Raw genomic sequence first — 19,721 nt, forward strand, 5'->3', positions numbered from 1 at the left:
AGCGCCCGTACACACGGCGGCGGCCCACCGGTCGGAACCGGTGGGCCGCCGCTGCGGAGGGCTCGATCAGCCGTTGCCGGCACCGTTGCCGGACAGCGCGGAGATGTCGTCCAGGATGTGCGACAGCGGCTCGTCGCCCTTGGCCTGGGTCGAGTTCTCGACGCACTGCTGGTTCTGCGGCGAGGACAGGACGGGGATGTCCTGGATGCCGACGTTGACCAGGGCCACCAGGGACTGGGCGTTGAGCTTCGCCGGCAGGCCGATGCAGGGCTTGTTCAGCGAACCCTGGACCAGGGCGAGCTGCGGGCTCATGTTCCCGTAGGTGGCCGAGTTGCCGAACGACTGCGAGGCGCCGTTGCCGCTGAACGACGTGGTGCCGTGGTCGTCACCGATGGCCAGGGCCTGCGGGGCGGCCGCGCCCGCGAGACCGGCGACGGAGGCGGCGACGGCCGCGGTTGCCCACAGCTTCTTCATGTTGGTTCCCTTCGAAAGGCGGACTCCGGGGAGGAGCTGCGTGATCGTCAACGGGGAAGGGGCCGCCGGGGTTGCGGTCTTTGACCCTATCGGGGCAGCGCAGTCCGATGAGTGCACAAACGCCCCCCCTCGTCTCGTCCGGCCCCGGAAACACCGACGGGCCGCCGATCGTGTCGGCGGCCCGGAGGGCCGGGCCCCTCGCGGGGTCCGAGAGCGTGCGAAGGCTCAGTTGTTGCCGGCGCCGTTGCCGGACAGCGCGGAGATGTCGTCCAGGATGTGCGACAGCGGCTCGTCGCCCTTGGCCTGGGTCGAGTTCTCGACGCACTGCTGGTTCTGCGGGGAGGACAGGATCGGGATGTCCTGCACGCCGACGTTGAGCAGACCCACCAGGGACTGCGCGTTGACCTTCGCGGGCAGGCCGATGCAGGGCTTGTTCAGCGAGCCCTGGATGAGCGCCATCTGCGGGCTCATGTTGCCGTAGGTGGCGGAGTTGCCGAACGCCTGGGAGGCGCCGTTGCCGCTGAACGACGTGGTGCCGGTGTCGTTGCCGATGGCCAGGGCCGGCGCCGCGGCGGCGGCGGACACACCGGCGACGGACGCGGCGACCGCGGCGGCGGCCAGAACCTTCTTGATCACTTGCGATTCCCTTCCGGAGAAACCCCGTCCATCGGGGGTGACCGGCTCAACTGCCGTGCCGGGCGCGGGGTTGCTCCCGTTCACCCCAACGGCCGACGGGGCGCGCGGGAAATCGGCTGTGCGCGGCCGGGGGAATTCCGTCTCCTCCGTGCACCGGGATCGATCCGATCGGGTGACTTACCGCAACCAATCGGCGCCCCACCGGTTGATGTCTCCGCAGGAACGAACGTCTGGCGAGCAGCCAGGAAAGGAAAGCGAAATGCTGAAGAAGGCAATGGCCGCGGCGGCGGTCGCCGCGTCCTTCGTGGGCGTGTCGGCGGCGGCGGCCCCTCAGGCGCTTGCCATCGGCAACGACACGGGCACCACGTCGTTCAGCGGCAACGGCGCCACGGAGGCGTTCGGCAACAACGTGACCAACGGCGACCTCAGCCCGCAGGCCACGCTGGTGCAGAGCTCGCTGAACAAGCTCTGCGTCGGCCTGCCGGTCAAGGCGAACGTCCAGTCGGTGCTGGCCCTGGTCAACGTCGGTGTCCAGGACATCCCCGTCCTGTCCTCCCCGCAGAACCAGCAGTGCGCCGAGAACTCCACCCAGGCGAAGAACGACGAGCCGCTCTCGCACGTGCTCGACGACATCTCCGTCCTCGCGGGCAACGGCGTCGCGAACGACTGACGCACGCTCAGCGCTCCGGAAATCGCCCGGCGGCACGGGAAACCGTGCTGTCCGGGCTTTTTTCGTCGCCCTTTTCCAGGGCCTCCGGGTTGCTCCAACCTGTCAATTCCCTGGGGGCGTTCGAGTGAATTGACGGGCGACTCGCGTTCAGTGGTTTCTTCCGCCGTCTATCCCTCGTTCTACAGCCTGCCGGTCATGGTGCGAGCCGCTCAGTTGTGCTCGCTCGGTTTCGGCCGTCACTGTGCATGACCGCAGAGAAGGGAAAGACCATGAAGAAGAGCGCTGCTGTCATCGCCGGCGCCATCCTGGCTCTGGGTGGGGCGGCTCCCGCCTTCGCCGACGCCGGTGCCGAGGGTGCCGCGGTCGGTTCGCCGGGTGTGCTGTCCGGCAACGTGATCCAGGTCCCGATCCACATCCCGGTCAACGTCTGTGGCAACTCCATCGACGTGATCGGCCTGCTCAACCCGGCGTTCGGCAACGCCTGCGTCAACGACTGACGCACAACCGCCAGGTACCAGCCCCACGGCTGCGTTCAGGCCGGCCCCGGACCGTTGATCCATTTTGAATCTGCGTTCCGGGGCCGGCCTTCCCACTTCTTCGAGCAGGAAGACCACGAGATTGCGACAGACCCTGAGCAAGGGCATGGTCGTGGCCGCCGCCGCGACGGGTGTGCTGTCCTTGTACGTCAGTCAGGCGCTCGCCGATACGGGAGCGCACGGAGCCGCACAGGGCTCTCCCGGCGTGCTGTCCGGCAACACCGCCCACCTGCCGGTGCACGTCCCGGTCAACATCTGCGGGAACACCGTCGACGTGGCGGCCGCGCTCAACCCCGCCCTCGGCAACGCCTGCGTCGACGCGGCGATCTCGAAGGCGCCGACCAAGGCCCCGCACGCCTCCTACGGTGACGACGAGCCGAGCGCGCCGACGACGACGCCGCCCGCGTACGGCTCCGAGGTGGAGACCACACCGCCCGCGTCGTACGGGAAGGACGAGGAAACCACTCCTCCGCCGTCCTACGGCCACGACGAGCCGAGCGCCCCGGAGACGACCGCGCCCGCCTCGTACGGGGACGACGAGGAGACGACGCCGCCTCCGTCGTACGGGAGCGACGACGAGACGACGCCGCCTCCGTCGTACGGCGACGACGAGGAGACGACGCCCCCGCCGTCGTACGGACACGACGACGAGACCACGCCGCCTCCGTCGTACGGCGACGACGAGACGACGCCCCCGCCCTACGGGGGTGAGGAGACCACGCCTCCGCCCTACGGAGGTGAGGAGACCACGCCTCCGCCGACCGGGCACAGCACCCCTCCGCCCTACGGGGGCGAGGAGACCACGCCTCCTCCGGGCGGGCACAGCACGCCTCCGCCCTATGGCGGCGAGGAGACCACTCCTCCTCCGGGTGGCCACACCACGCCTCCGCCCGGAGGTCACACGACACCACCTCCCGGCGGGCACACCACGCCCCCTCCGGGAGGTCACACCACACCGCCTCCTGGCGGACACACCACGCCGCCCACCCTTCCGCACACCGGTGGTGACTCGCGGGCGATGTGGGCCACTTCGGCCGCCAGCGCCGTGCTGATCGCCGGTGGAGTCCTGCTGTACCGCCGCGGCCGGACCACGTCCCGCCACCGGTGACCACCGGGTGCCGGACCCGAGCGCCCGGCACCCAGGGGTGACGGCGCCGTACCGCCACGGCGCCGTACAGCATCCTTTCGGGCCGTTTCCCGTCCGGCACCTCGCCACGCCGTCGGGCCGGGAGCGGCCAGCCGAGCGGCCCCGCACGGAGAACTCCGGCGGGGCCTTCGCCGTTCACCCACGCGGGGGCCCCGGCCACCCGCACGCGGTAACCGCGCTGGCGCGCACCCGGCGGGTGTGACTGGGTGTCAGTGAAGGCGCCGCGCAAGGCGCGAGGGCAGGGACGGCGGAGGGAGGGGCCGAACATGGCTCCACAGTGGCGCAGGACCCGGCGCGGACGGACGTCCGTGCTGGCCGCGGCGATCACCGTGTCGGTCCTCCTGGCCGGCCCCGGCTTCGCGGCCGGACCGCACCGGACGGCCCCGGAACCGACCCCCGCGCCGACCGCGACCGCGGCACCCCCCGCTGCCAGGACGGGCCCCGACTTCGGCGCGTTCCTCGACTCCGGACCGCTCGGGATCGCCCGGATTCCCGGACTGAGCCACTGGCTGGGCGGCGCCGAGCTGAAGGTCGCGCACACCTATCTGCCGGGCGGCCGCTGGAGCGACATCGAGGGCTCGCCCGGTTTCCTGGAACCGTGGGCGCACTGGCGGCGCGAGAAGCCAGAGCGCACCCTCGTCCTCAACGTGCCCCTGCAGGAGCGCAACGAGGAGCATCTGTCCGACGCGCAGGTACGGCTGCTGCTGCGGCAGGCCGCCGCCGGACAGTTCGACCAGCACTTCCGCACGCTGGCCGAGAAGCTGGTCCGGCTCGGCGTACCCGACACGGTGCTCGTGCTCGGCTGGGAGATGAACGGCATCACCTACACCCACCGCTGCGGGCCCGACCCCGAGGCGTGGAAGACGTACTGGAAGCGCATCGTCACCACCATGCGCTCGGTGCCGGGGCAGCGGTTCCGTTTCGACTTCGCGCCCAGCAGAGGCCGGGACGCCGTGCCGTGGACCGAGTGCTACCCCGGCGACGACGCCGTCGACATCGTCGGCATGGACTCCTACGACCAGCCCGCCGGCATGCCCTTCGACGAGCAGATCAGCGAGCCCTACGGCCTCCAGGCCCAGGTGGACTTCGCCAAGGCGCACGGCAAGCCGGTGTCGTACCCGGAGTGGGGGCTGTTCCGCAACGGCGACAACCCCGAGTACATGCGGCGGATGCTCGCGTGGATGGACGAGCACAAGCCGCTGTACAACACTCTCACCGACTACTGCCCGCACGGCGTGTGGCAGTGCCCGACGAATCCGAGGGCGGCCAAGGTGTACCGGTCGACGCTGTACGGCCGTACCGACCAGCCGACGCCGACACCGACCCCCACAGCGCCCCCGACGCCCACCCCGACCCCCACTCCCACCCCGAAGCCGAGCCCGACCGCACCGGTCAGCCCGACGCCGAGCCCCACACCCACCCCGGAGCCGGACCCGGGTGCCTCCTCCGGGACCAAGTCGCCCGCCGACTGTTCGGAACTGGCGCTGGGTGACTGGGTGGAGTTCTGGGCCGGGGGCCGGATCTGCCTCCGCTTCGACCGGGTGCCGGGCTCCCGCTAGCCGGGCCGGCGCTCGCCGAGGCGGGCCAGTGCCGCCTTGCCGTGGCGCCGGGCGGCCGCGTCGTACAGGGCGGCCGACAGCAGCGGGGCGGTGCGGCGGCGGGCCAGCAGCAGGCGCCCGCTGGGGGCCGGGTCGGGGCGCCAGTGGTGCTTGTACGGTTCATCGCCGCGCATCAGGCTCAGCGTGCCGTGGGCGCCCGCGGCGGTGTGCGCGGCGCACGCGTCCAGCAGCATGACGGCGACGTCCGCCTTGCGTTCGCGCAGGGAGGGGTGGGCGCCGTAGAGGTATCCGCCCGCGAGGCTCGGGGAGAGCAGGGTGAGGTCGACGGCGAGCACCTCGTCGCCGATGCGGAACTCGGTCACCACCGCGTCCCCGGAGCGCACCATCGGCTCGACCGCGCGCACCAGGTGCTCCTGGAAGCGGGGCCGCAGATGCTCGGGCGTGACCTTCCGGTCCTGCCACTGGAGCCGGTGCAGCTCCAGCAGCCTGGCCACCGCGCCCTCCGCCTCGCCGGGACCGGCCGTGTGCCGGGCCACCCCGAGCGCGGCCAGTTTGCGCAGCTTGGCGCGCACCCGCTGGGCCTTGCCGGACGGCAGCCGGGCGAGCAACTCGTCCATGGGCACCGGGGGCAGTTCCAGGCACAGGGAGTCCGGCAGCCGTCGGCGGGGGCCGCGCCAGCGGTCGTAGACGCGTTCCGCCGTGCCGCCGGGGCGCACCTCGCGCAGGTCGATCAGCGCGGTGCGGGCCGCCGTCCACAGGGCCTCGGTCAGGGCGCTGAGGGCGCGGCCGTCGTCGGCGTCGTCGAGCAGGACGTCGCCGTAGTCGGAGACCGTGCCGCCGAGCGGGACCAGCGCGGGCAGCGGGTGCCGGGTCAGGGTCAGGGGGGCGGCGGCGAGCAGGTCGCGGCCGGAGCGGACCAGCAGCACGCGGAGCCGTCCCGGCCGGCCGTAGGACAGCCACCAGGAGTGCAGCCACGCGTGGCTCTGGAACGGGGTCGCGGTGGCGCACCGCCGGTACAGCCGGCCCCAGGCCGGGGCGAGGGCCGCGAACTCGGCTTCGTCGGTGAGAAGTTCGGTGGTGAGCGCGGGACGCTCGAGGAAGGCCGGGCGTGCCGCGTACGTCGCCGTCACAGCCGGCCGTGGGCGTCGGCGGCGAAGGCGGGGCCGGGCAGCGGGGCCGGGAGGGCGCTGTCGGGTTCCTCCCGGCGGCCCGGCCGGACCAGCAGCGCGAGCCCGCCGAGCAGGCCGCCCGCGCCCGCGCCGACCAGCGCGGTCACCCCGGCGGACGCCGAGGAGGGTTCGGTCGGCCGGACCGCGCGGGAGAACTGCAGCAGTTCGACACGGGTGGCCTTCTTGCTCGCGTCGGCCTGCTCGGTGAGCGCCGCGGCCACCGCGTCGGCCATGGCGGCGGCCTGGGCCGGCTGGTCGGAGGTGGCGGAGACGGCGACCATCGGGGCGTCCGGCGAGGTGGCCGTGCGCACGCTCTTCTCCAGGGTCGCCACCGGCACCCCGGCCCGCGCCTGCGCCTCGCCGAGCACCGCGAGCTGGGTGGCGACCCTGCCGTACGCCTGGGCGAAGCCGAGCGCGGTGGAGGTGTCGGAGCGCTCGGCGGGGACGGCGATGACGTAGCTGGTCGCGGTGTACGCGGGCGGCTTCAGCAGGCCGTAACCGCCGCCGATCAGCCCGCCCGCGACGACCCCGGCGGCCACCAGTGACCACGGCGGCAGGGAACGGGAGCCCGGCAGACGGCCGGTGCGGTGGCGCCGGTTGGGAGTCTCGGTCATGAGGGGCTGCCTCCGTGAGGGTGTCGGGGCGAGGGGACGGTACGGGTGAGCGCGGACGCGTAGACGTCCATCAGTCGGGCGGCGCTGCGGGTGATGCAGTAGTGGCGGGCCGCCTCCGGGACGGTGCGCGGGCCGGGGCCTGCGGCGCGGACCCCGGCGAGCGCGGCGGCGTACTCCGGGGCTCCGCCGCGTACGCGCACGGCGTCGGGGGCGGCTTCGGGCGGCAGGTCCTCGACGGCGGGGCAGGAGGCGTAGCGCACCGGGAGCCCGGCGGCGAGCGCCTCGACCACGGCCAGGCCGAACGCCTCCTCCGGGGAGGGGGCGGCGAGCACGTCCATCGCGGAGGTCAGCGCGGGCAGGTCCGGGCCGGGCGAGCCGTCGGGGAGGCCGGGCACCTCGCCGGTGAACACCACCCGGTCGGCCACTGCGGCCGTGGCGGCGGCGCGGCGCAGTGCGCCTTCCTCGGGACCGCCGCCCACCAGTAACAGGCGGCAATCATCGGGAAGTCGGGTGAGTGCTCCCACCAGGATGTCGAAGCGCTTGCCGGGGGCCAGCCGGCCGACACCGCCGATCACGAACGCGTCCTCGGGAATGCCGAGTCGGGCGCGGACGCGCAGGCGGCGCTCCGCGTCGAAGCGGAAGGGTTCGAGGTCGATGCCGTTGGGGACGACCGCGATGCGCGGCTCGGGCACGCCCCAGCGGTTCAGGCGGGCGGCGACCGTGGGGGAGACGGCGACGGTCGACCGGCCCAGCCGCTCTCCGGCCAGATAGAGCGCGCGTACACCGGAGTTGAGCGGACGGCCCTCCATCTGTGAATCGCCCAGGGAGTGTTCGGTGGCGACGACCGCGCGCACCCCGGCGAGCCGGGCCGCCAGCCGGCCGTACAGACAGGCCCGGTAGAGGTGGGTGTGGACCAGGTCGTAGCGGCCGCGCCGGATCAGCCGGGCCAGCCTCGGCAGCGCGGCCAGGTCCCGGTTGCCGCCCATGGCGAGGTCGGCCACCCGTACCCCGTCGGCCCGCAGCCCGGCGGCCACCGGGCCGGGGTTGGTCAGCGTGACCACGTCGCACTCGACGGGCAGGTGGCGCAGCAGAAGCCGGAGTTGCTGCTCGGCGCCGCCGATCCCGAGGCCGGTGATGATGTGCAGCGCCCGCATCACAGCCCCGCCACGGGTCGGCGGCGCAGCCGGTGCAGCCGGTACTTCAGGAACAGCCGCAGGGCGTTGTCGTCCTGCCCGACGTGCACGCGGGGCAGGACGTGCGGGCCGCTCAGCTCGCCGGGGTCGATGGCGCAGGCGTAGCGGTAACCGGCCGCGCGCACCGCGTCCACGGCACGCTGGTCGACCGTGCCGTAGGGGTAGCAGAAGCCCTCGACCGGGGCACCGGTCAGCTCGGTCAGCAGGGCCCGGCTGTCGGCGACCTCGGCGTGCAGGGTGGCGTCGTCGGCGCCGGTGAGGTCGAGGTGGGTCAGGCCGTGGGAGCCGATCTCCACCCCGGCCCGGTGAGCCCGGCGCACGGCGTCGGCGGTCAGCAGGGGTTTGCGCGGGCCGAGCGGGTCCCAGGTGTTCTCCCCGCCCAGCCTGCCGGGCAGCACGAACAGGGTGGCCGTGCACTCCCAGCGGGCCAGCAGCGCGAGGGCGTCGGTGACGAAGTCGGCGTACCCGTCGTCGAAGGTGAGCCCGACAAGACCGCGCCCGGCGCCCCGCGCGCGGGCGGCCAGCAGCTCGCCGACCGACACGCCCCGCAGCCCCCGCCCGCGCAGCCAGCGGAGCTGGCGCTCGAGCCGGGCCGGGGTGATGGTGACGCGGTAGGGGTCGTCGGAGCAGTCGCCGACGGAGTGGTACATGGCGATCCACGGGACGGGGCTTCCTCTGCCCGGTCCCGAGAAGCCGGCGCGGAGGACTGTCTCGGACTCAACGGAAGACGGCATGGGCGAGCCTTCGGGTGTGGGTGCGGACGGAACGGAGGGCGGGTGCGAAGCCCTGGGCGCCCAGGGCCCAGCCGAGCAGGACGAAGACGGTGGTCACGGTGAGGCCCCCGGCGGCGAGCCCGGCGAGAGGTCCGGCGGGCAGGGTCGCCGCCCAGGCCCCGGCCAGGCCGGCCCCGAGGGCGGCGCCGGCCGGGCGGCTCAGCTCGCCCAGCACGTGTCGGGTGCGGATCGGCACCCCGCGCCGTCTGCCGTGCCGGGGGCGGCGCATCCCGGAGAGCAGCAGGGCGGCGGTGAGGGTGATGCCGGTGGCGTTGGCCGCGGCGATCCCGGTGACGCCCCAGGTGCCGACGGTGGCCGCGCCGATGGCGCAGGTGGCGAGCACGCCGGCGGTCATGGCGCCCAGCGGGTACCAGGTGGGGCGGCCCGCCGAGAAGTAGGAGCGGACCAGGACGCCGGTCAGGGTCTGGCCGAGCAGGCCGACGGCGTAGACGCGCATCACGCCCGCCGTCGCCGCCGTGTCCTCGGCCGTGAACGCGCCGCGCTGGAAGAGGAGTTGCACGATCTGCGGGGCGCAGGCCACGACCGCCGCCGTGCCGAGCAGCACCAGTCCGGAGGCGACCGCGAGGTCCCGCTCCACCCGGACGCGGGCCCGCTCGGTGTCGCCCTCGGCGAGCGCCCGCGCGACCACCGGGAAGGTGATCGTGCACAGCATCATCGACATCGTCATGGGGATCTGCGCGATCTTCTGCGCGTAGTTCAGGTGCGAGATGGCCCCGGACGGCAGGCTGGAGGCGAGGAACCGCTCGATCAGCACCTGCGACTGGCGGCACAGCGCGAACAGCAGCACGGTCGCCATCAGCGGCAGGTCCACCGAGTGCGGCTTGGCCAAGGGGACGGCCGGGGTCGGGTCCTCGGGCAGGCGACTGCGTAACCGGGCCACCAGGAAGGGCAGTTGGGTGAGGACCATCAGCACCCCGCCCGCAGCGACCCCGAACGCCGCCGACCGCACCCCCCAGACCCCGCCGAGCGCGAACATCGCCGTGACGATGCCCGTGTTGTACGCGACGTAGATCGCGGCCGGGGCCAGGAAGCGGCGGTGGGCGCGCAGGGCCGCGCTGAAGTACCCGGCGAGCCCGAAGGTGAGCACGCAGGTCGCGGTGAGCCGGGTGCAGTCCACCGCGAGGGCCGGGTCTGGCAGGCCGGGCGCCAGGACCCGCACGAGCTGCGGCGCACCGGCCGCGAGCACCGCCCCCACCACGGTGAAGGCCAGCATCAGCCGGGGCAGCGTGCCCGCGACCAGTGCCCGTACGGGGTCCCCCGGAGCGCCCTGGGCGCGGCGAGCGAGCGCCATGCTGAACGCCGGGATCAGCGCGAACGCCAGCCCGTCCTCGATCAGCAGCGTGGCCGCGAACTCGGGCACCGTCCAGGCGACCAGGAACGCGTCGGTGTCCTGCCCGGCCCCGAACAGCCGGGCCAGCGACTGGTCCCGGACCAGCCCGAGCAGCGCCCCGGCGGCGGACAGGGAGGCGGTGAGCAGGGCGGCCCTGGCGAGGAAACGCCGGGTCACCGGGGCGTGTTCGGGCTCGGGCGGCGCAGGCTTCCACTCGGTCGTCCCCGGTCCCGGAGCGGGCGTCAGCGTCATCGCGCACCCCCGTCCGGCGCGGCCGGTCCGGCGCCCACCAGCGCCCACCACGCCACCAGCCCGAGGCACACGGCCGTCAGCACGGTGGAGGGGCCGCCGATGTCGGCGTACACGAAGTCGACGAGCTGCCAGAGCAGCAGGCCGCAGCCGATCAGCGCGCAGTCCAGGCCCCGGCCCGAGCGGTGGGCCGCCCGCAGTCCGCGCAGCCCGAGCGTCAGCAGGGCCAGCCAGCCGCCCGCCAGGCACAGCAGCCCGATCAGCCCCTGCTCGGCGAGGACCAGCAGATACATGTTGTGCGGGGACAGCAACGGCTGCCTGCGGAAGCCCACGCCCGCGCCCTCGGTGTCGCTGCCCGAGGACAGCGCGAGCGAGGCGTGCCCGTCCCGGTACTCGGGGAAGCCCTTCAACCCGACTCCGGTCAGCGGGTGTTCGCGCCACATCCCGGTGGCCGCCGCCCACATGGTGTACCGGTCGGTGACCGACTGGTCCGGGGCGTCGGCGACCTTGGTGATGCTGTCGATCCGCTCCTGGAGCATCGCCGTACCCACCCCGAGACCGCCGACCAGCACCACGCCGGCCGCGACCACGACCGCGCCCACCTTCAGCGCCCGGCGCACCCCGGCCAGCAGCAGTTGGGCGGTGAGGGTGACGGCCGTGGCGATCCACGCGCCCCGGCTGAAGGAGAGCGCCAGCGGCACCAGCAGCGCCGACGCGCACACCGCCGCGACCGCCCGCTCGCGCACCGGCGCCTTCCCCAGTGCCAGTCCCACCGCGCACAGCAGCCCGAACGCCACCACGGTGGCCATGCCCATCACGTCGTACGGCCCGAAGGTCCCGACCGCGCGGATCATCCGGCCCTGGTAGGAGGCACCGGTCCCGGTGGCGTACTGCTTGACGCCGACCGCTCCCTGCCACAGCGCGAGCCCCACCAGCGCCCAGGCCAGCAGCCGGAAGTCCCGGCGGTCGCGGATCAGGAGCAGTACGGCGGCCGGGACCAGGACGAAGACCTGGAGGTAGCGGCCGAGTCCGGCCAGCCCGGCGCCCGGTGAGGCGGCGCCCATCGCCGCCAGCGCCGCCCCGGCCACCGGCAGCCCCAGCACCAGCGCGGACCTGGCGGACAGCGGGCGGGCCCGCTCCCGCAGCAGCCGCAGCACGCAGGCGCCGACCACCAGCGCGGACGCCGCGTCGGCGGGGCCGGCGCCGCCCCCCTCGCTGGAGGCGAGGGGCAGCGCGAGCAGGGCGAGCACGGCGAGCACCGGCAGCACCGGGGACCAGTGCCGGGGGCGGCCGAGCGGCAGCACGAGGCTCATCCGTCAGCTCCCGGTGGACCGCATGACGGCGGCCGCGGTGCGCAGCAGGATGCAGATGTCCTGCCACAGCGACCAGTTGTCGATGTAGGCGTTGTCGTAGCGGGCCCGGTCCTCGATCGAGGTGTCCCCGCGCAACCCGCTGACCTGCGCCAGCCCCGTGATGCCCACCCGCATCCGGTGCCGGGCGGCGTAACCGGGGTAGCACTGGCTGAACTGGGTCACGAAGTAGGGGCGTTCGGGGCGCGGGCCGACCAGGCTCATGTCGCCCCGGAAGACGTTCCAGAGCTGGAGCAGCTCGTCCAGCGACGTGCGGCGCAGGAACCGGCAGAACGGGTTCATCCGCTGCTCGCCCGCGATGCTCCACCGGGTCGCCGACTCCCCTTCGTCCACCGGGCGGTGGGTGCGGAACTTCAGCAGGGTGAAGGGGCGCCCGTCCTGGCCGATGCGCTCCTGCCGGAACACCACGCCGGGCCCCTCGACGAGCCGCAGCACCAGCGCGCAGCCGAGCAGCAGCGGGGCGGCGAGCAGCAGCAGGGCCCCCGACGCCCCGATGTCCAGCAGCCGCTTGCCGAGGCTGCCGCGGCGCCCCGCGCCGAGGTCGAGGCGGCGCACGGAGAACCCGGCGAGCTGCTCGCGCATCTCGTACGCCGGGCAGTCCGCGTCCACCTCCCACACGGCGCAGCCCGACTCGGCGAGCGCCCGCAGCAGCGGGCCCTTCTCGGTGCGCACGGCGGGGTCGACGGTGAGCACGGTGCCCACGCCGTTCTGGATGAGCGCCCGCTCCACCTGCTCACCCGAGGTCAGCACGGGGAGTCCGGCGCTGCCGTCCGGGTGGTCGGTGACCACGCCCACGGGACGTACCCCGCAGTCCGGCTGCCGCAGCAGCGCGGACGCCACCCGCTGGGCGGTCGCGGCGGGGCCGATCACCAGCGCCGTGCTCGGCTGCCGCAGCCGCAGCACCCGGCGCCGCCGGTGCACGAGCGCCCGGCCCGCGCAGGCCACCGCCGCGTGCACGGACCAGCCGAGCAGCAGGGCGGTCAGGGACAGGGCGCGGTCCGGGTGCTGGGCGGCGGCCAGCGTGCCGAGCGCCAGCCAGACCACCGCGATCCGGCCGCAGACGGAGGGGAGTTCGTCGAGCACACCGGTCACCGCGCGCGGCGGGCGCGGCCGCAGCAGCAGGGCGGCGCCGACCAGCGCCACCACGACGAACGGCCGCCGCACGGACGCGTCCAGCGCGGCCGCGCCCGCGAGCGCAGCGGCCAGGTCGGCGGCGAGCCGCGGCACCGGTGAGTCGGTGGGGGAGTGCGGGCGCCGGACCGGGAACCGGAAGCCCGGTACGGGCCGGACGGTGCTTCCGGCGTACCCGGACTCCATGCCGGAGGCGCTGGGGGAGGGGACGATGCTTTCCGCGGTCACGGGTGGGTCGACTCCCTGCACTCAAAGGACACGGCCGGCCGGGGGCCGAGGAGGCCGCGGTAGAGGTCCGCGATCCGCTCGGCGGTCAGCCGCACGTCGTGCGTGTTCAGGACGTGCCGGCGGCCCTGGGCGCCGAGTTCCGCGCGCAGCGGCGCGTCGGACAGCAGCCCGGTCACGGCGGCGGCCAGCGCGGCCGGGTCCTCGGACGGCACCAGACAGCGCCCGGCGAGCCCGGACGGCAGGCTCTCGCGGGCCCCGTCGACATCGCTGAGCACGACGGGCCGGGCGCAGGCCAGCGCCTCCAGCGGGGCCAGCGCCATGCCCTCCCAGCGGGAGGGCAGCACCACCAGGTCGGCGGCCCGGTACCAGGGCCGTACATCGGCGACCTCACCGGCGAACAGCACGCCGGGGAGGGCCTGTCGGCCGAGGGTCTCCCGGTCGGGTCCGTCGCCGACCAGCACCAGCCGGGCCTCCGGCACCGCGCGCAGCACCCGCTCCCACGCGGCCAGCAGCACGTCCTGGCCCTTCTGCCGGCACAGCCGCCCGACGCAGACCACCAGTGGGCCGGCCCCGAGTTCCCCCGGCAGTCCGGCGCGGGCCGCCGCGGCGGGCGCGGGGGAGAAGCGTTCGAGGTCGATGCCGTTGGGGATCACCGTGTACGAGGCGTGCACCCCGGCGCGCACGCCGGTCGCACGCTCCGCCTCGCTGACACACACCACCCGCTCGGCCCAGCGCGCGGCGAACCGCTCCCAGCGCAGGGCGAGCGCGGCGGTGGCCCCGCCGACGGCCTCGAAGGACCAGGCGTGCGGCTGGAAGACGGTCGGGACCCGGCCGCGCAGGGCGAGCCGGGCGGCGAGACCGGCCTTGGCGCTGTGCGCGTGCACCAGTGCGGGCCGTACCTCCCCGACGAGGCGGGCGAGCCGCCGTACCTCGCCGGGGAGTGCGGGCCCCGGGGACCGGGTGGCCCGCCAGAGCCGCACCTCGGCGCCTATCTCCTGTGCTTCCGTGGCCAGCGGGCCGCCCGGGCAGGCGATCACGACGCGCACGCCCGCCGCGAGCTGGGCCCGCGCCAGGTCGAGAACCACCCGCGCGACACCGCCGTCGACGGGCTGCGCGAGATGCAGGACGCGTTCTCGGGCGTCGGGAACTGGCTGGTGCATGGGCGGGGTACCTCGCTCACAGGGCGCTCGGATCTGGTCGGGACCGCGCCTCGCTGCCGGGCGTCCTCCGCGGTGAAGAGCACACCGGCCCTCGCCGCGTCCCGGTGGGGAACGAGCAGGTGGCCCGGCGGGTCACCGCCGCGGACGCGCGGCACGGCCGAGATCGGCCATCCTCGGGCGCCCGTCCGGACGGCACGGCGTAGCCGGGCTGGCTCCGGACCCGTACGCGCCCCGCCGCGCCGGTCGTGCGCTCCGGTACGTCGTCCGGTGGACCCCCGCCCGGCCGCTTCCGCGCGCCCGGCGTACGACGGCGCGGCACGGTGCCTCCCGGAAGCGTGAGCCGGTGCCCGCCACGCACGGCGTCCGGACCTGGTACGGAGGAGAGGGCCGTGACTCTAGTGAGCGCCGGGGTCCGCACGGCGCAACGACGCGAGCGCGCGGCACCCGGCACGGCGCTTCTCGCGCAGATCACCCCTTTGGCGGCACAACCCCTCGGGGTGGGACGCGTTGACACAGCGTCGGGCAGCCCGCCCGGATGTTTGTCTCGAATTTCAAGGAGCACCTCTCCATGTCGCGTATCGCGAAGGGTCTGGTCCTGACCTCCGCCGCCGTGGCGGCCGTCGCCGGCGGTGCCGGTATCGCCGCTGCCGACTCCGGCGCGCAGGCCGTCGCCGCGAACTCCCCGGGCGTCCTCTCGGGCAACGTCGTCCAGATCCCGGTCCACGTGCCGGTCAACGTCTGCGGCAACACCATCGACGTCATCGGCCTGCTGAACCCGGCCTTCGGCAACACCTGCGTCAACGACTGAGTCGTCACGCACCCCTGCCCGGCCGTCCGCACGCGTCTTACCGCGCGAGTGGGCGGCCGGGCCGCTTTCATGTGTGACCACCCCCCCTTGCATCGGGGGAATCTCATATGTCTTGTGCACACAGGGTTTCCGGCCCTGCCCCGACTCGTTAGGCACGGCGTCGGAAAACCCCGGGCGACGCGAGTTGCCGAGGAGAGGAACATGATGAAGTCCCTGAAGGCCGCCGCCGTCCTGGCCGGTTCCGTCGCCCTCGCCGGCGTCGCCGCCCCCGCGTTCGCCTACTCCGGCGACCTGACGCCCAGCAGCGTCAACGGCGCCGTCGACCAGATCGCCAAGGGCGGACTGACGGTGCGTGACGTGATGCCGCTCCAGCACCAGTCGGACGCGCTGAACACCGAGAACAAGGACTCCGTCCTCAGCACCGTCAAGGGCGCCACCACCGCCCTGAACTCGCACAACCCGCTGCTCGGCGGGCTGCCCCTGCAGAGCTGAGCCCCGGTGGCAGGAGGGCCGGTCCGCGCCGCGCGGACCGGCCCTCCTGCCGTGTTCGAGGCCGCGTCCCCCGATCGTGTGGAGCACCTCCCGGCAGTCCCCCGGACGAGTGAGCGGGGCCCCGTCCGGGCCCCGGCCCGTGGATAGGGTCGCGCGGTGACCTCAACCACAAGCGAAGCCTTCCGCGCCGGGGACCTCGGCACCCTCGTCGTCCTGGCCTGGAGCGGCGAAGCCCCCGACGGCATGGACATGCCCTACCTGCTGGCGTACTCCCTCGGGGACGCCGAGGGCGGACCGCAGGCCACCTCGGCCGCCGTCACCCAACTCCTGGCCATGAACGGCCTGTCCATCGGCACCGTCGTCGACGGCGCCACCCGGCCCAGCCTCCCCGTCTCCCTGCTCGTCGAGGCCGGCCAGGCCGTCGTCCGGCTGCCCCAGTTGGTCGCCCAGGCCACCGCCCCGCCCGAGTGGCTGGACGCCGTCGCCCGGCGCGGTCACGCCCACCTCGTCTTCACCACCCGCCCCTGGCCCGAGGGCCGCCCCGGAGTGGAGGTCGACCCCGCCGCGCTGGTCGCCTTCGCCGGTGCCGACGAGACCCTGACCGCCGCCGTCCACCTCAAGCTGCCCGCCCGCAGCCTGCGCGCCTGACCCCGGCTCCCTACCCGGATGGCCTCCAGGCGGTGACTCCGGGCGCCCTCGCGCGGTTACCGCTGTCGACAGCCCAACTGCGGACGAGGGAGTGAGCGATGGTCGTCGGTGCCGGTGGTGTGGCCGTGGGGACGGAACGGCAGGTCAGAGAGGGTACGGGCAGACCCTCACGACGGGAGGTGACCCGCGGCCTGCTGGCCTCGGCGGCGGCCCTGGCGCTGGCCCCGGTGGTCGCCGCCTCCCGGCCGCTGCCCCCGGCCCAGGGCCGGGACGACAACTCCTTCGACGAGACCTACCGCGGCCACCGCATCCAGGGCTTCCTGGTTCCGGCGGTCGCGCGCGGGGCGGGCGAGGGCGACTGGCAGATCACCGTCGACGGACGCCCGCTGCACCTGATGCGCCGCGCCGACGGCACCTGGATGAGCATGGTCGACCACTACACCTCGTACGCCACCCCGCTGGAAGCGGCCCGTGCCGCCGTGGACGAGATCGGGCCCGGCCAGCGGCTGCGCGAAGTGGCCCCGGGGCCGGTCGGCGGCGAGCACGCGGGACACGGGATGGGGGGCATGCATGGCGTACGTGCGTAAGAACGCCGCCACGCTCACCGCGAGCGAGCGGCGGCGGTTCGTCAACGCCCTGCTGGAGGTGAAGCGGCGCGGCGAGTACGACGACTTCGTCCGCACGCACATCGACTACTACACGGCGGACGGCGAGAAGGGCCTGCGCGCCGCCCACATGGCCCCCTCCTTCCTGCCCTGGCACCGCCGCTTCCTGCTGGAGCTGGAGCGGGCGCTGCGCCGCGTCGACTCCTCGGTGACCGTGCCGTACTGGGACTGGACGCGCGACCGCGGCACGACCTCGGCGCCCTGGACGAAGGACCTCCTCGGCGGCAACGGACGCAAGAGCGACCGGCAGGTCACGACCGGGCCGTTCGCCTACGGGGCCGGGCACTGGACCATCAAGGAGGGCATCACCGACGGCAAGTACCTCACCCGCGACCTGGGCCGCGCCGCCTCCCCGCTCCAACTGCCCACCAGGAGCGAGCTGCAGTGGGCCCTGGACGACCCGGCGTACGACGTCTCCCCGTGGGACTCGACCGTCACCCGGGGCTTCCGCAACAAGCTGGAGGGGTGGGGGACCGGCGGCGGCAGCGCCTCCTGGCACAACCACAACCGGGTGCACCGCTGGGTCGGCGGCGTGATGCTCGGCGGAGCCTCCGTCAACGACCCGGTGTTCTGGCTGCACCACGCCTTCCTCGACCTCCAGTGGTACCGCTGGCAGCGGGCGCACAAGACCCACCGGTACCTGCCGGCCGCCCAGCCCGCGCCCGGCGACAAGCAGCGCGGCCGGGTCGTCGCCCGGTTCGACAAGCTGCCGCCGTGGAACGTCACCCCGGACTCGCTGGAGGACGTGAGCGGGATCTACCGGTACGCCTGAGGCGGGCGGGCATGCCGCGCGGGCATGCGAAGAGCCCCGGCGCTCAGGGTGCCGGGGCTCTTCGCGGAGGGAAGGTGTCAGTTGCCGTAGCCGCTGTCGCCGTAACCGCCCTCGGGCGTCTCCTGCACCGGCTCGGGCTCGGTGGGCTCGCCGACGTTGGCGCAGGTGTTGCCGAAGGCCGGGTTCAGCAGGCCGACCACGTCGATGGTGTTGCCGCACAGGTTGACCGGGATGTTGACCGGAACCTGGACCACGTTGCCGGAGCCCACGCCGGGCGAGCCGACGGCCGAGCCCCCGGCGTTCGCGTCGGCCAGCGCCAGACCGGCGCCACCGACCATCACGGCACCGGTGCCGAGGGCCACGACGGCTGCCTTCGCAATGCGAGACATCACGTTCTCCTTATGTCGCTCGGGGGAGGGGGAGGCGGCAGGAATCGCCGCCGCACTTCCCGTACAACGGCACGCCGGAGAGGTGGTCACGGGGGAAAGGTGCGGGATCACCCTTTTACTGGACCGAATCTCCGGGGTGGGTGATTCGTGACGGTGTGTCCGGCCGCGTGAGCGTCTTTTCGGGGAGTACGGGTGAGGGTCATCCGGCGAAGGACTCGGGCCCGAACCGTCCCCAGGCGACGAAGGCGGCGAGCGCGAGGTAGGCGAAGTTCAGCGCCACGAAGCCGAACTCGCGGCGCCGGCCGTGGGCGAGCATCGCGCCGATCATCAACAGCACCCAGCAGGCGGCGGTCACCGGCACCATGACGGGCACCCGGCCGACCAGCGCGGGCAGGACGAGCCCGACGGCGGCGAGCAGTTCCAGCACCCCGAGCGCCTTGACGCTCCCGCCACCGACCCCCTCGGTCCACCCTCCCCCGTGCACGGAGGCCAGCTTCTCCTTCGGTACGAAGGTCTTGCTGACCCCTCCGGCGAGAGCCAGCCCGGCCAGCAGCCAGGCGCTGATCCACAGAGCGAGGTTCATCTGTCCTACTTCCCTTGCCGGTCGGCATCGCTTCCAGGAGTGGGACGGTTGATGTCCGCGGTTTGTGACATGCCCCGGCGCGGCGGAACTCGTGTACCGACGGCCGTCGCGCGGTTCCTTGGCGGAACCGTCCGTGGCGTGTCCGTTGTCGTGTCCTGTCGTGAACGAACCCGACACCTGCCTCCCTTGGGCGGCCTCCGCGCTGTTCGGCGCTCTGGTGGGCAGCGCCGCGTGGTCATTGACCGTCTGGGCCCGCGCGTACTGCGACGCGGGGTACGACGCCGGGGGCCGCTTCGAGCTCAACCTCCTGCTCCCGGTGATCGTGGGAGCGGAGGTGCTCGCCGGGCTCTTCGCGCGAGCGATCGGCCGACGCCTGGCGCGTGGCACGCCGGAGGTGGTCCGCGGCTGGCTGCCCACACTGGTGGTGGTCCTCGTGACGGTGGGGTCGGCGTGGTGGTTCTTCGCGTCCCGGGGGACCTTGGCGGGGTACCCCGGGGACTCCGGGCTGTGCCCGGCGAGCAACGTCCCGCCGCAGTGGCCGGGGTGGATTCCGGTGTGAACGGGCCGGCGACGACGCTGGGTCGGTCGTCAGTCGGCGGGGCATCCTTCCCGGTCGGTGCGGGTGAGTATCGAGCCCAGCGGAGCCACGTCGTCGGCCTTCCTGGCGGTGCAGGGGAGTGGAACCTCCCTCAGCCTGCCCTCGTGCAGCATCCAGAGCCCGAAGCATTCGTCGTCCTGGTCCCGGAGCAGGACCTGGACCGACTCGGGGCTGGGCCAGGCCATCTGCTCCAGGTGCGGCAGGAGTCCTGCCCAGTTGAGTCGCCAGAAGTCGATGGACCATGCGTCCATGCCAGGGATGAGGTCAAAACACTGGTGCCATTCGCGATGCTCGTCGGGCTGGGTAAGAGGTTCCATCACGTCGCGGGCTCCGCGAGCGATGACGATGACTTCACAGTCTCTGCTCATGCGCGCCATGATCGGGTTCGGGTCCGGAAGCGGTCAACGGTCGACCGCGCACGAGTGGACCCGGGCCATCGGCGCCCGGTGTGCCGAGGGGCGGCTTCCCGGCCTCACGGGGCGGCTGGGGCGGTTTCACGGCGCGAC

23 protein-coding genes are annotated in these 19,721 nt (G+C 73.8%); 10 read left to right on the top strand and 13 right to left on the bottom strand.

The window, feature by feature from the left end:
* Positions 1 to 66 precede the first annotated feature (66 nt).
* Both HEK131_RS04865 and HEK131_RS04870 read right to left on the bottom strand, forming a co-directional pair.
* Positions 67 to 474: a rodlin gene (locus HEK131_RS04865; RefSeq protein WP_131589631.1), complete on the bottom strand. Its 408-nt coding sequence runs from the start codon at positions 472 to 474 to the stop codon at positions 67 to 69.
* A gap of 225 nt (positions 475 to 699) precedes the next feature.
* Positions 700 to 1,110 (bottom strand): rodlin, encoded by a 411-nt coding sequence (locus tag HEK131_RS04870; RefSeq protein ID WP_217465602.1) that lies wholly within the window; start codon positions 1,108 to 1,110, stop codon positions 700 to 702.
* 259 nt (positions 1,111 to 1,369) lie between these two features.
* Here HEK131_RS04870 and HEK131_RS04875 point away from each other — a divergent pair, with 259 nt between their 5' ends.
* From HEK131_RS04875 to HEK131_RS04890, 4 genes are all read left to right on the top strand, one after another.
* Positions 1,370 to 1,780 (top strand): rodlin, encoded by a 411-nt coding sequence (locus tag HEK131_RS04875; RefSeq protein ID WP_217465601.1) that lies wholly within the window; start codon positions 1,370 to 1,372, stop codon positions 1,778 to 1,780.
* Between the two features lie 269 nt (positions 1,781 to 2,049).
* Entirely contained in the window at positions 2,050 to 2,277 is a 228-nt protein-coding gene (chpD, locus tag HEK131_RS04880; protein WP_217465617.1) for a chaplin ChpD, read from the top strand.
* 121 nt (positions 2,278 to 2,398) lie between these two features.
* A complete protein-coding gene (locus HEK131_RS04885) occupies positions 2,399 to 3,424 on the top strand; it encodes a chaplin family protein (RefSeq protein ID WP_244333798.1) in 1,026 nt (341 codons plus the stop codon).
* Between the two features lie 305 nt (positions 3,425 to 3,729).
* Entirely contained in the window at positions 3,730 to 5,022 is a 1,293-nt protein-coding gene (locus HEK131_RS04890; RefSeq protein WP_244333799.1) for a glycoside hydrolase family 26 protein, read from the top strand.
* Here the strand turns inward: HEK131_RS04890 and HEK131_RS04895 are convergent.
* The 8 genes from HEK131_RS04895 to HEK131_RS04930 all read right to left on the bottom strand — a co-directional run bounded on the left by HEK131_RS04895 (position 5,019) and on the right by HEK131_RS04930 (position 14,260).
* The gene (locus tag HEK131_RS04895) at positions 5,019 to 6,152 is read right to left on the bottom strand and encodes a GNAT family N-acetyltransferase (RefSeq protein WP_244333800.1); all 1,134 of its coding nucleotides are present in this window, start codon (positions 6,150 to 6,152) and stop codon (positions 5,019 to 5,021) included. The genes HEK131_RS04890 and HEK131_RS04895 overlap by 4 nt on opposite strands.
* Positions 6,149 to 6,805 (bottom strand): lipopolysaccharide biosynthesis protein, encoded by a 657-nt coding sequence (locus HEK131_RS04900; protein ID WP_244333801.1) that lies wholly within the window; start codon positions 6,803 to 6,805, stop codon positions 6,149 to 6,151. The genes HEK131_RS04895 and HEK131_RS04900 overlap by 4 nt, the downstream gene beginning before the upstream one ends.
* Complete coding sequence (locus HEK131_RS04905) at positions 6,802 to 7,959, bottom strand: glycosyltransferase (RefSeq protein WP_244333802.1); 1,158 nt, start codon at positions 7,957 to 7,959, stop codon at positions 6,802 to 6,804. The genes HEK131_RS04900 and HEK131_RS04905 overlap by 4 nt, the downstream gene beginning before the upstream one ends.
* Positions 7,959 to 8,648, bottom strand: coding sequence for a polysaccharide deacetylase family protein (locus HEK131_RS04910; protein WP_244333803.1), 690 nt, complete (start codon positions 8,646 to 8,648; stop codon positions 7,959 to 7,961). The genes HEK131_RS04905 and HEK131_RS04910 overlap by 1 nt, the downstream gene beginning before the upstream one ends.
* Before the next feature lie 67 nt (positions 8,649 to 8,715).
* On the bottom strand, positions 8,716 to 10,374 hold the full coding sequence (locus tag HEK131_RS04915) for a lipid II flippase MurJ (protein ID WP_244333804.1): 1,659 nt from the start codon (positions 10,372 to 10,374) through the stop codon (positions 8,716 to 8,718).
* Entirely contained in the window at positions 10,371 to 11,684 is a 1,314-nt protein-coding gene (locus HEK131_RS04920) for an O-antigen ligase family protein (RefSeq protein WP_244333805.1), read from the bottom strand. Before HEK131_RS04920 ends, HEK131_RS04915 begins: the two co-directional genes overlap by 4 nt.
* A gap of 3 nt (positions 11,685 to 11,687) precedes the next feature.
* The gene (locus HEK131_RS04925) at positions 11,688 to 13,100 is read right to left on the bottom strand and encodes an exopolysaccharide biosynthesis polyprenyl glycosylphosphotransferase (protein WP_432215610.1); all 1,413 of its coding nucleotides are present in this window, start codon (positions 13,098 to 13,100) and stop codon (positions 11,688 to 11,690) included.
* Entirely contained in the window at positions 13,097 to 14,260 is a 1,164-nt protein-coding gene (locus tag HEK131_RS04930; protein WP_244333806.1) for a glycosyltransferase, read from the bottom strand. The genes HEK131_RS04925 and HEK131_RS04930 overlap by 4 nt, the downstream gene beginning before the upstream one ends.
* 568 nt (positions 14,261 to 14,828) lie before the next feature.
* Here HEK131_RS04930 and chpG point away from each other — a divergent pair.
* The 5 genes from chpG to HEK131_RS04955 all read left to right on the top strand — a co-directional run bounded on the left by chpG (position 14,829) and on the right by HEK131_RS04955 (position 17,645).
* On the top strand, positions 14,829 to 15,068 hold the full coding sequence (chpG, locus tag HEK131_RS04935) for a chaplin ChpG (RefSeq protein WP_030813959.1): 240 nt from the start codon (positions 14,829 to 14,831) through the stop codon (positions 15,066 to 15,068).
* Between the two features lie 204 nt (positions 15,069 to 15,272).
* Positions 15,273 to 15,560, top strand: coding sequence for a hypothetical protein (locus tag HEK131_RS04940; protein WP_161149687.1), 288 nt, complete (start codon positions 15,273 to 15,275; stop codon positions 15,558 to 15,560).
* A gap of 156 nt (positions 15,561 to 15,716) precedes the next feature.
* Positions 15,717 to 16,208 carry a DUF5949 family protein gene (locus HEK131_RS04945; RefSeq protein ID WP_244333807.1) on the top strand — a complete coding sequence of 164 codons (492 nt, stop codon included), beginning with the start codon at positions 15,717 to 15,719 and terminating at the stop codon, positions 16,206 to 16,208.
* A 98-nt stretch (positions 16,209 to 16,306) separates the two neighbouring features.
* The gene (locus tag HEK131_RS04950) at positions 16,307 to 16,795 is read left to right on the top strand and encodes a tyrosinase cofactor (RefSeq protein ID WP_217465589.1); all 489 of its coding nucleotides are present in this window, start codon (positions 16,307 to 16,309) and stop codon (positions 16,793 to 16,795) included.
* Positions 16,779 to 17,645 (top strand): tyrosinase family protein, encoded by an 867-nt coding sequence (locus tag HEK131_RS04955; protein WP_244333808.1) that lies wholly within the window; start codon positions 16,779 to 16,781, stop codon positions 17,643 to 17,645. The genes HEK131_RS04950 and HEK131_RS04955 overlap by 17 nt, the downstream gene beginning before the upstream one ends.
* Positions 17,646 to 17,722: 77 nt before the next feature.
* Here the strand turns inward: HEK131_RS04955 and HEK131_RS04960 are convergent, their stop codons facing one another.
* Together HEK131_RS04960 and HEK131_RS04965 are read right to left on the bottom strand one after the other, a co-directional pair.
* Positions 17,723 to 18,034 carry a chaplin gene (locus tag HEK131_RS04960; protein ID WP_244333809.1) on the bottom strand — a complete coding sequence of 104 codons (312 nt, stop codon included), beginning with the start codon at positions 18,032 to 18,034 and terminating at the stop codon, positions 17,723 to 17,725.
* A 199-nt stretch (positions 18,035 to 18,233) separates the two neighbouring features.
* A complete protein-coding gene (locus HEK131_RS04965; protein ID WP_244333810.1) occupies positions 18,234 to 18,617 on the bottom strand; it encodes a DoxX family protein in 384 nt (127 codons plus the stop codon).
* 160 nt (positions 18,618 to 18,777) lie between these two features.
* Between HEK131_RS04965 and HEK131_RS04970 the strand changes: the two genes are divergently transcribed.
* Positions 18,778 to 19,176, top strand: coding sequence for a hypothetical protein (locus tag HEK131_RS04970; RefSeq protein WP_244333811.1), 399 nt, complete (start codon positions 18,778 to 18,780; stop codon positions 19,174 to 19,176).
* A gap of 29 nt (positions 19,177 to 19,205) precedes the next feature.
* On the opposite strand, the gene HEK131_RS04975 is transcribed toward HEK131_RS04970, so the two are convergent.
* The gene (locus HEK131_RS04975) at positions 19,206 to 19,466 is read right to left on the bottom strand and encodes a hypothetical protein (protein WP_244333812.1); all 261 of its coding nucleotides are present in this window, start codon (positions 19,464 to 19,466) and stop codon (positions 19,206 to 19,208) included.
* Between the last annotated feature and the right edge of the window lie 255 nt (positions 19,467 to 19,721).

Origin of the sequence: Streptomyces seoulensis, from assembly GCF_022846655.1 — a bacterium.
Classification (GTDB): Bacteria; Actinomycetota; Actinomycetes; order Streptomycetales; family Streptomycetaceae; genus Streptomyces.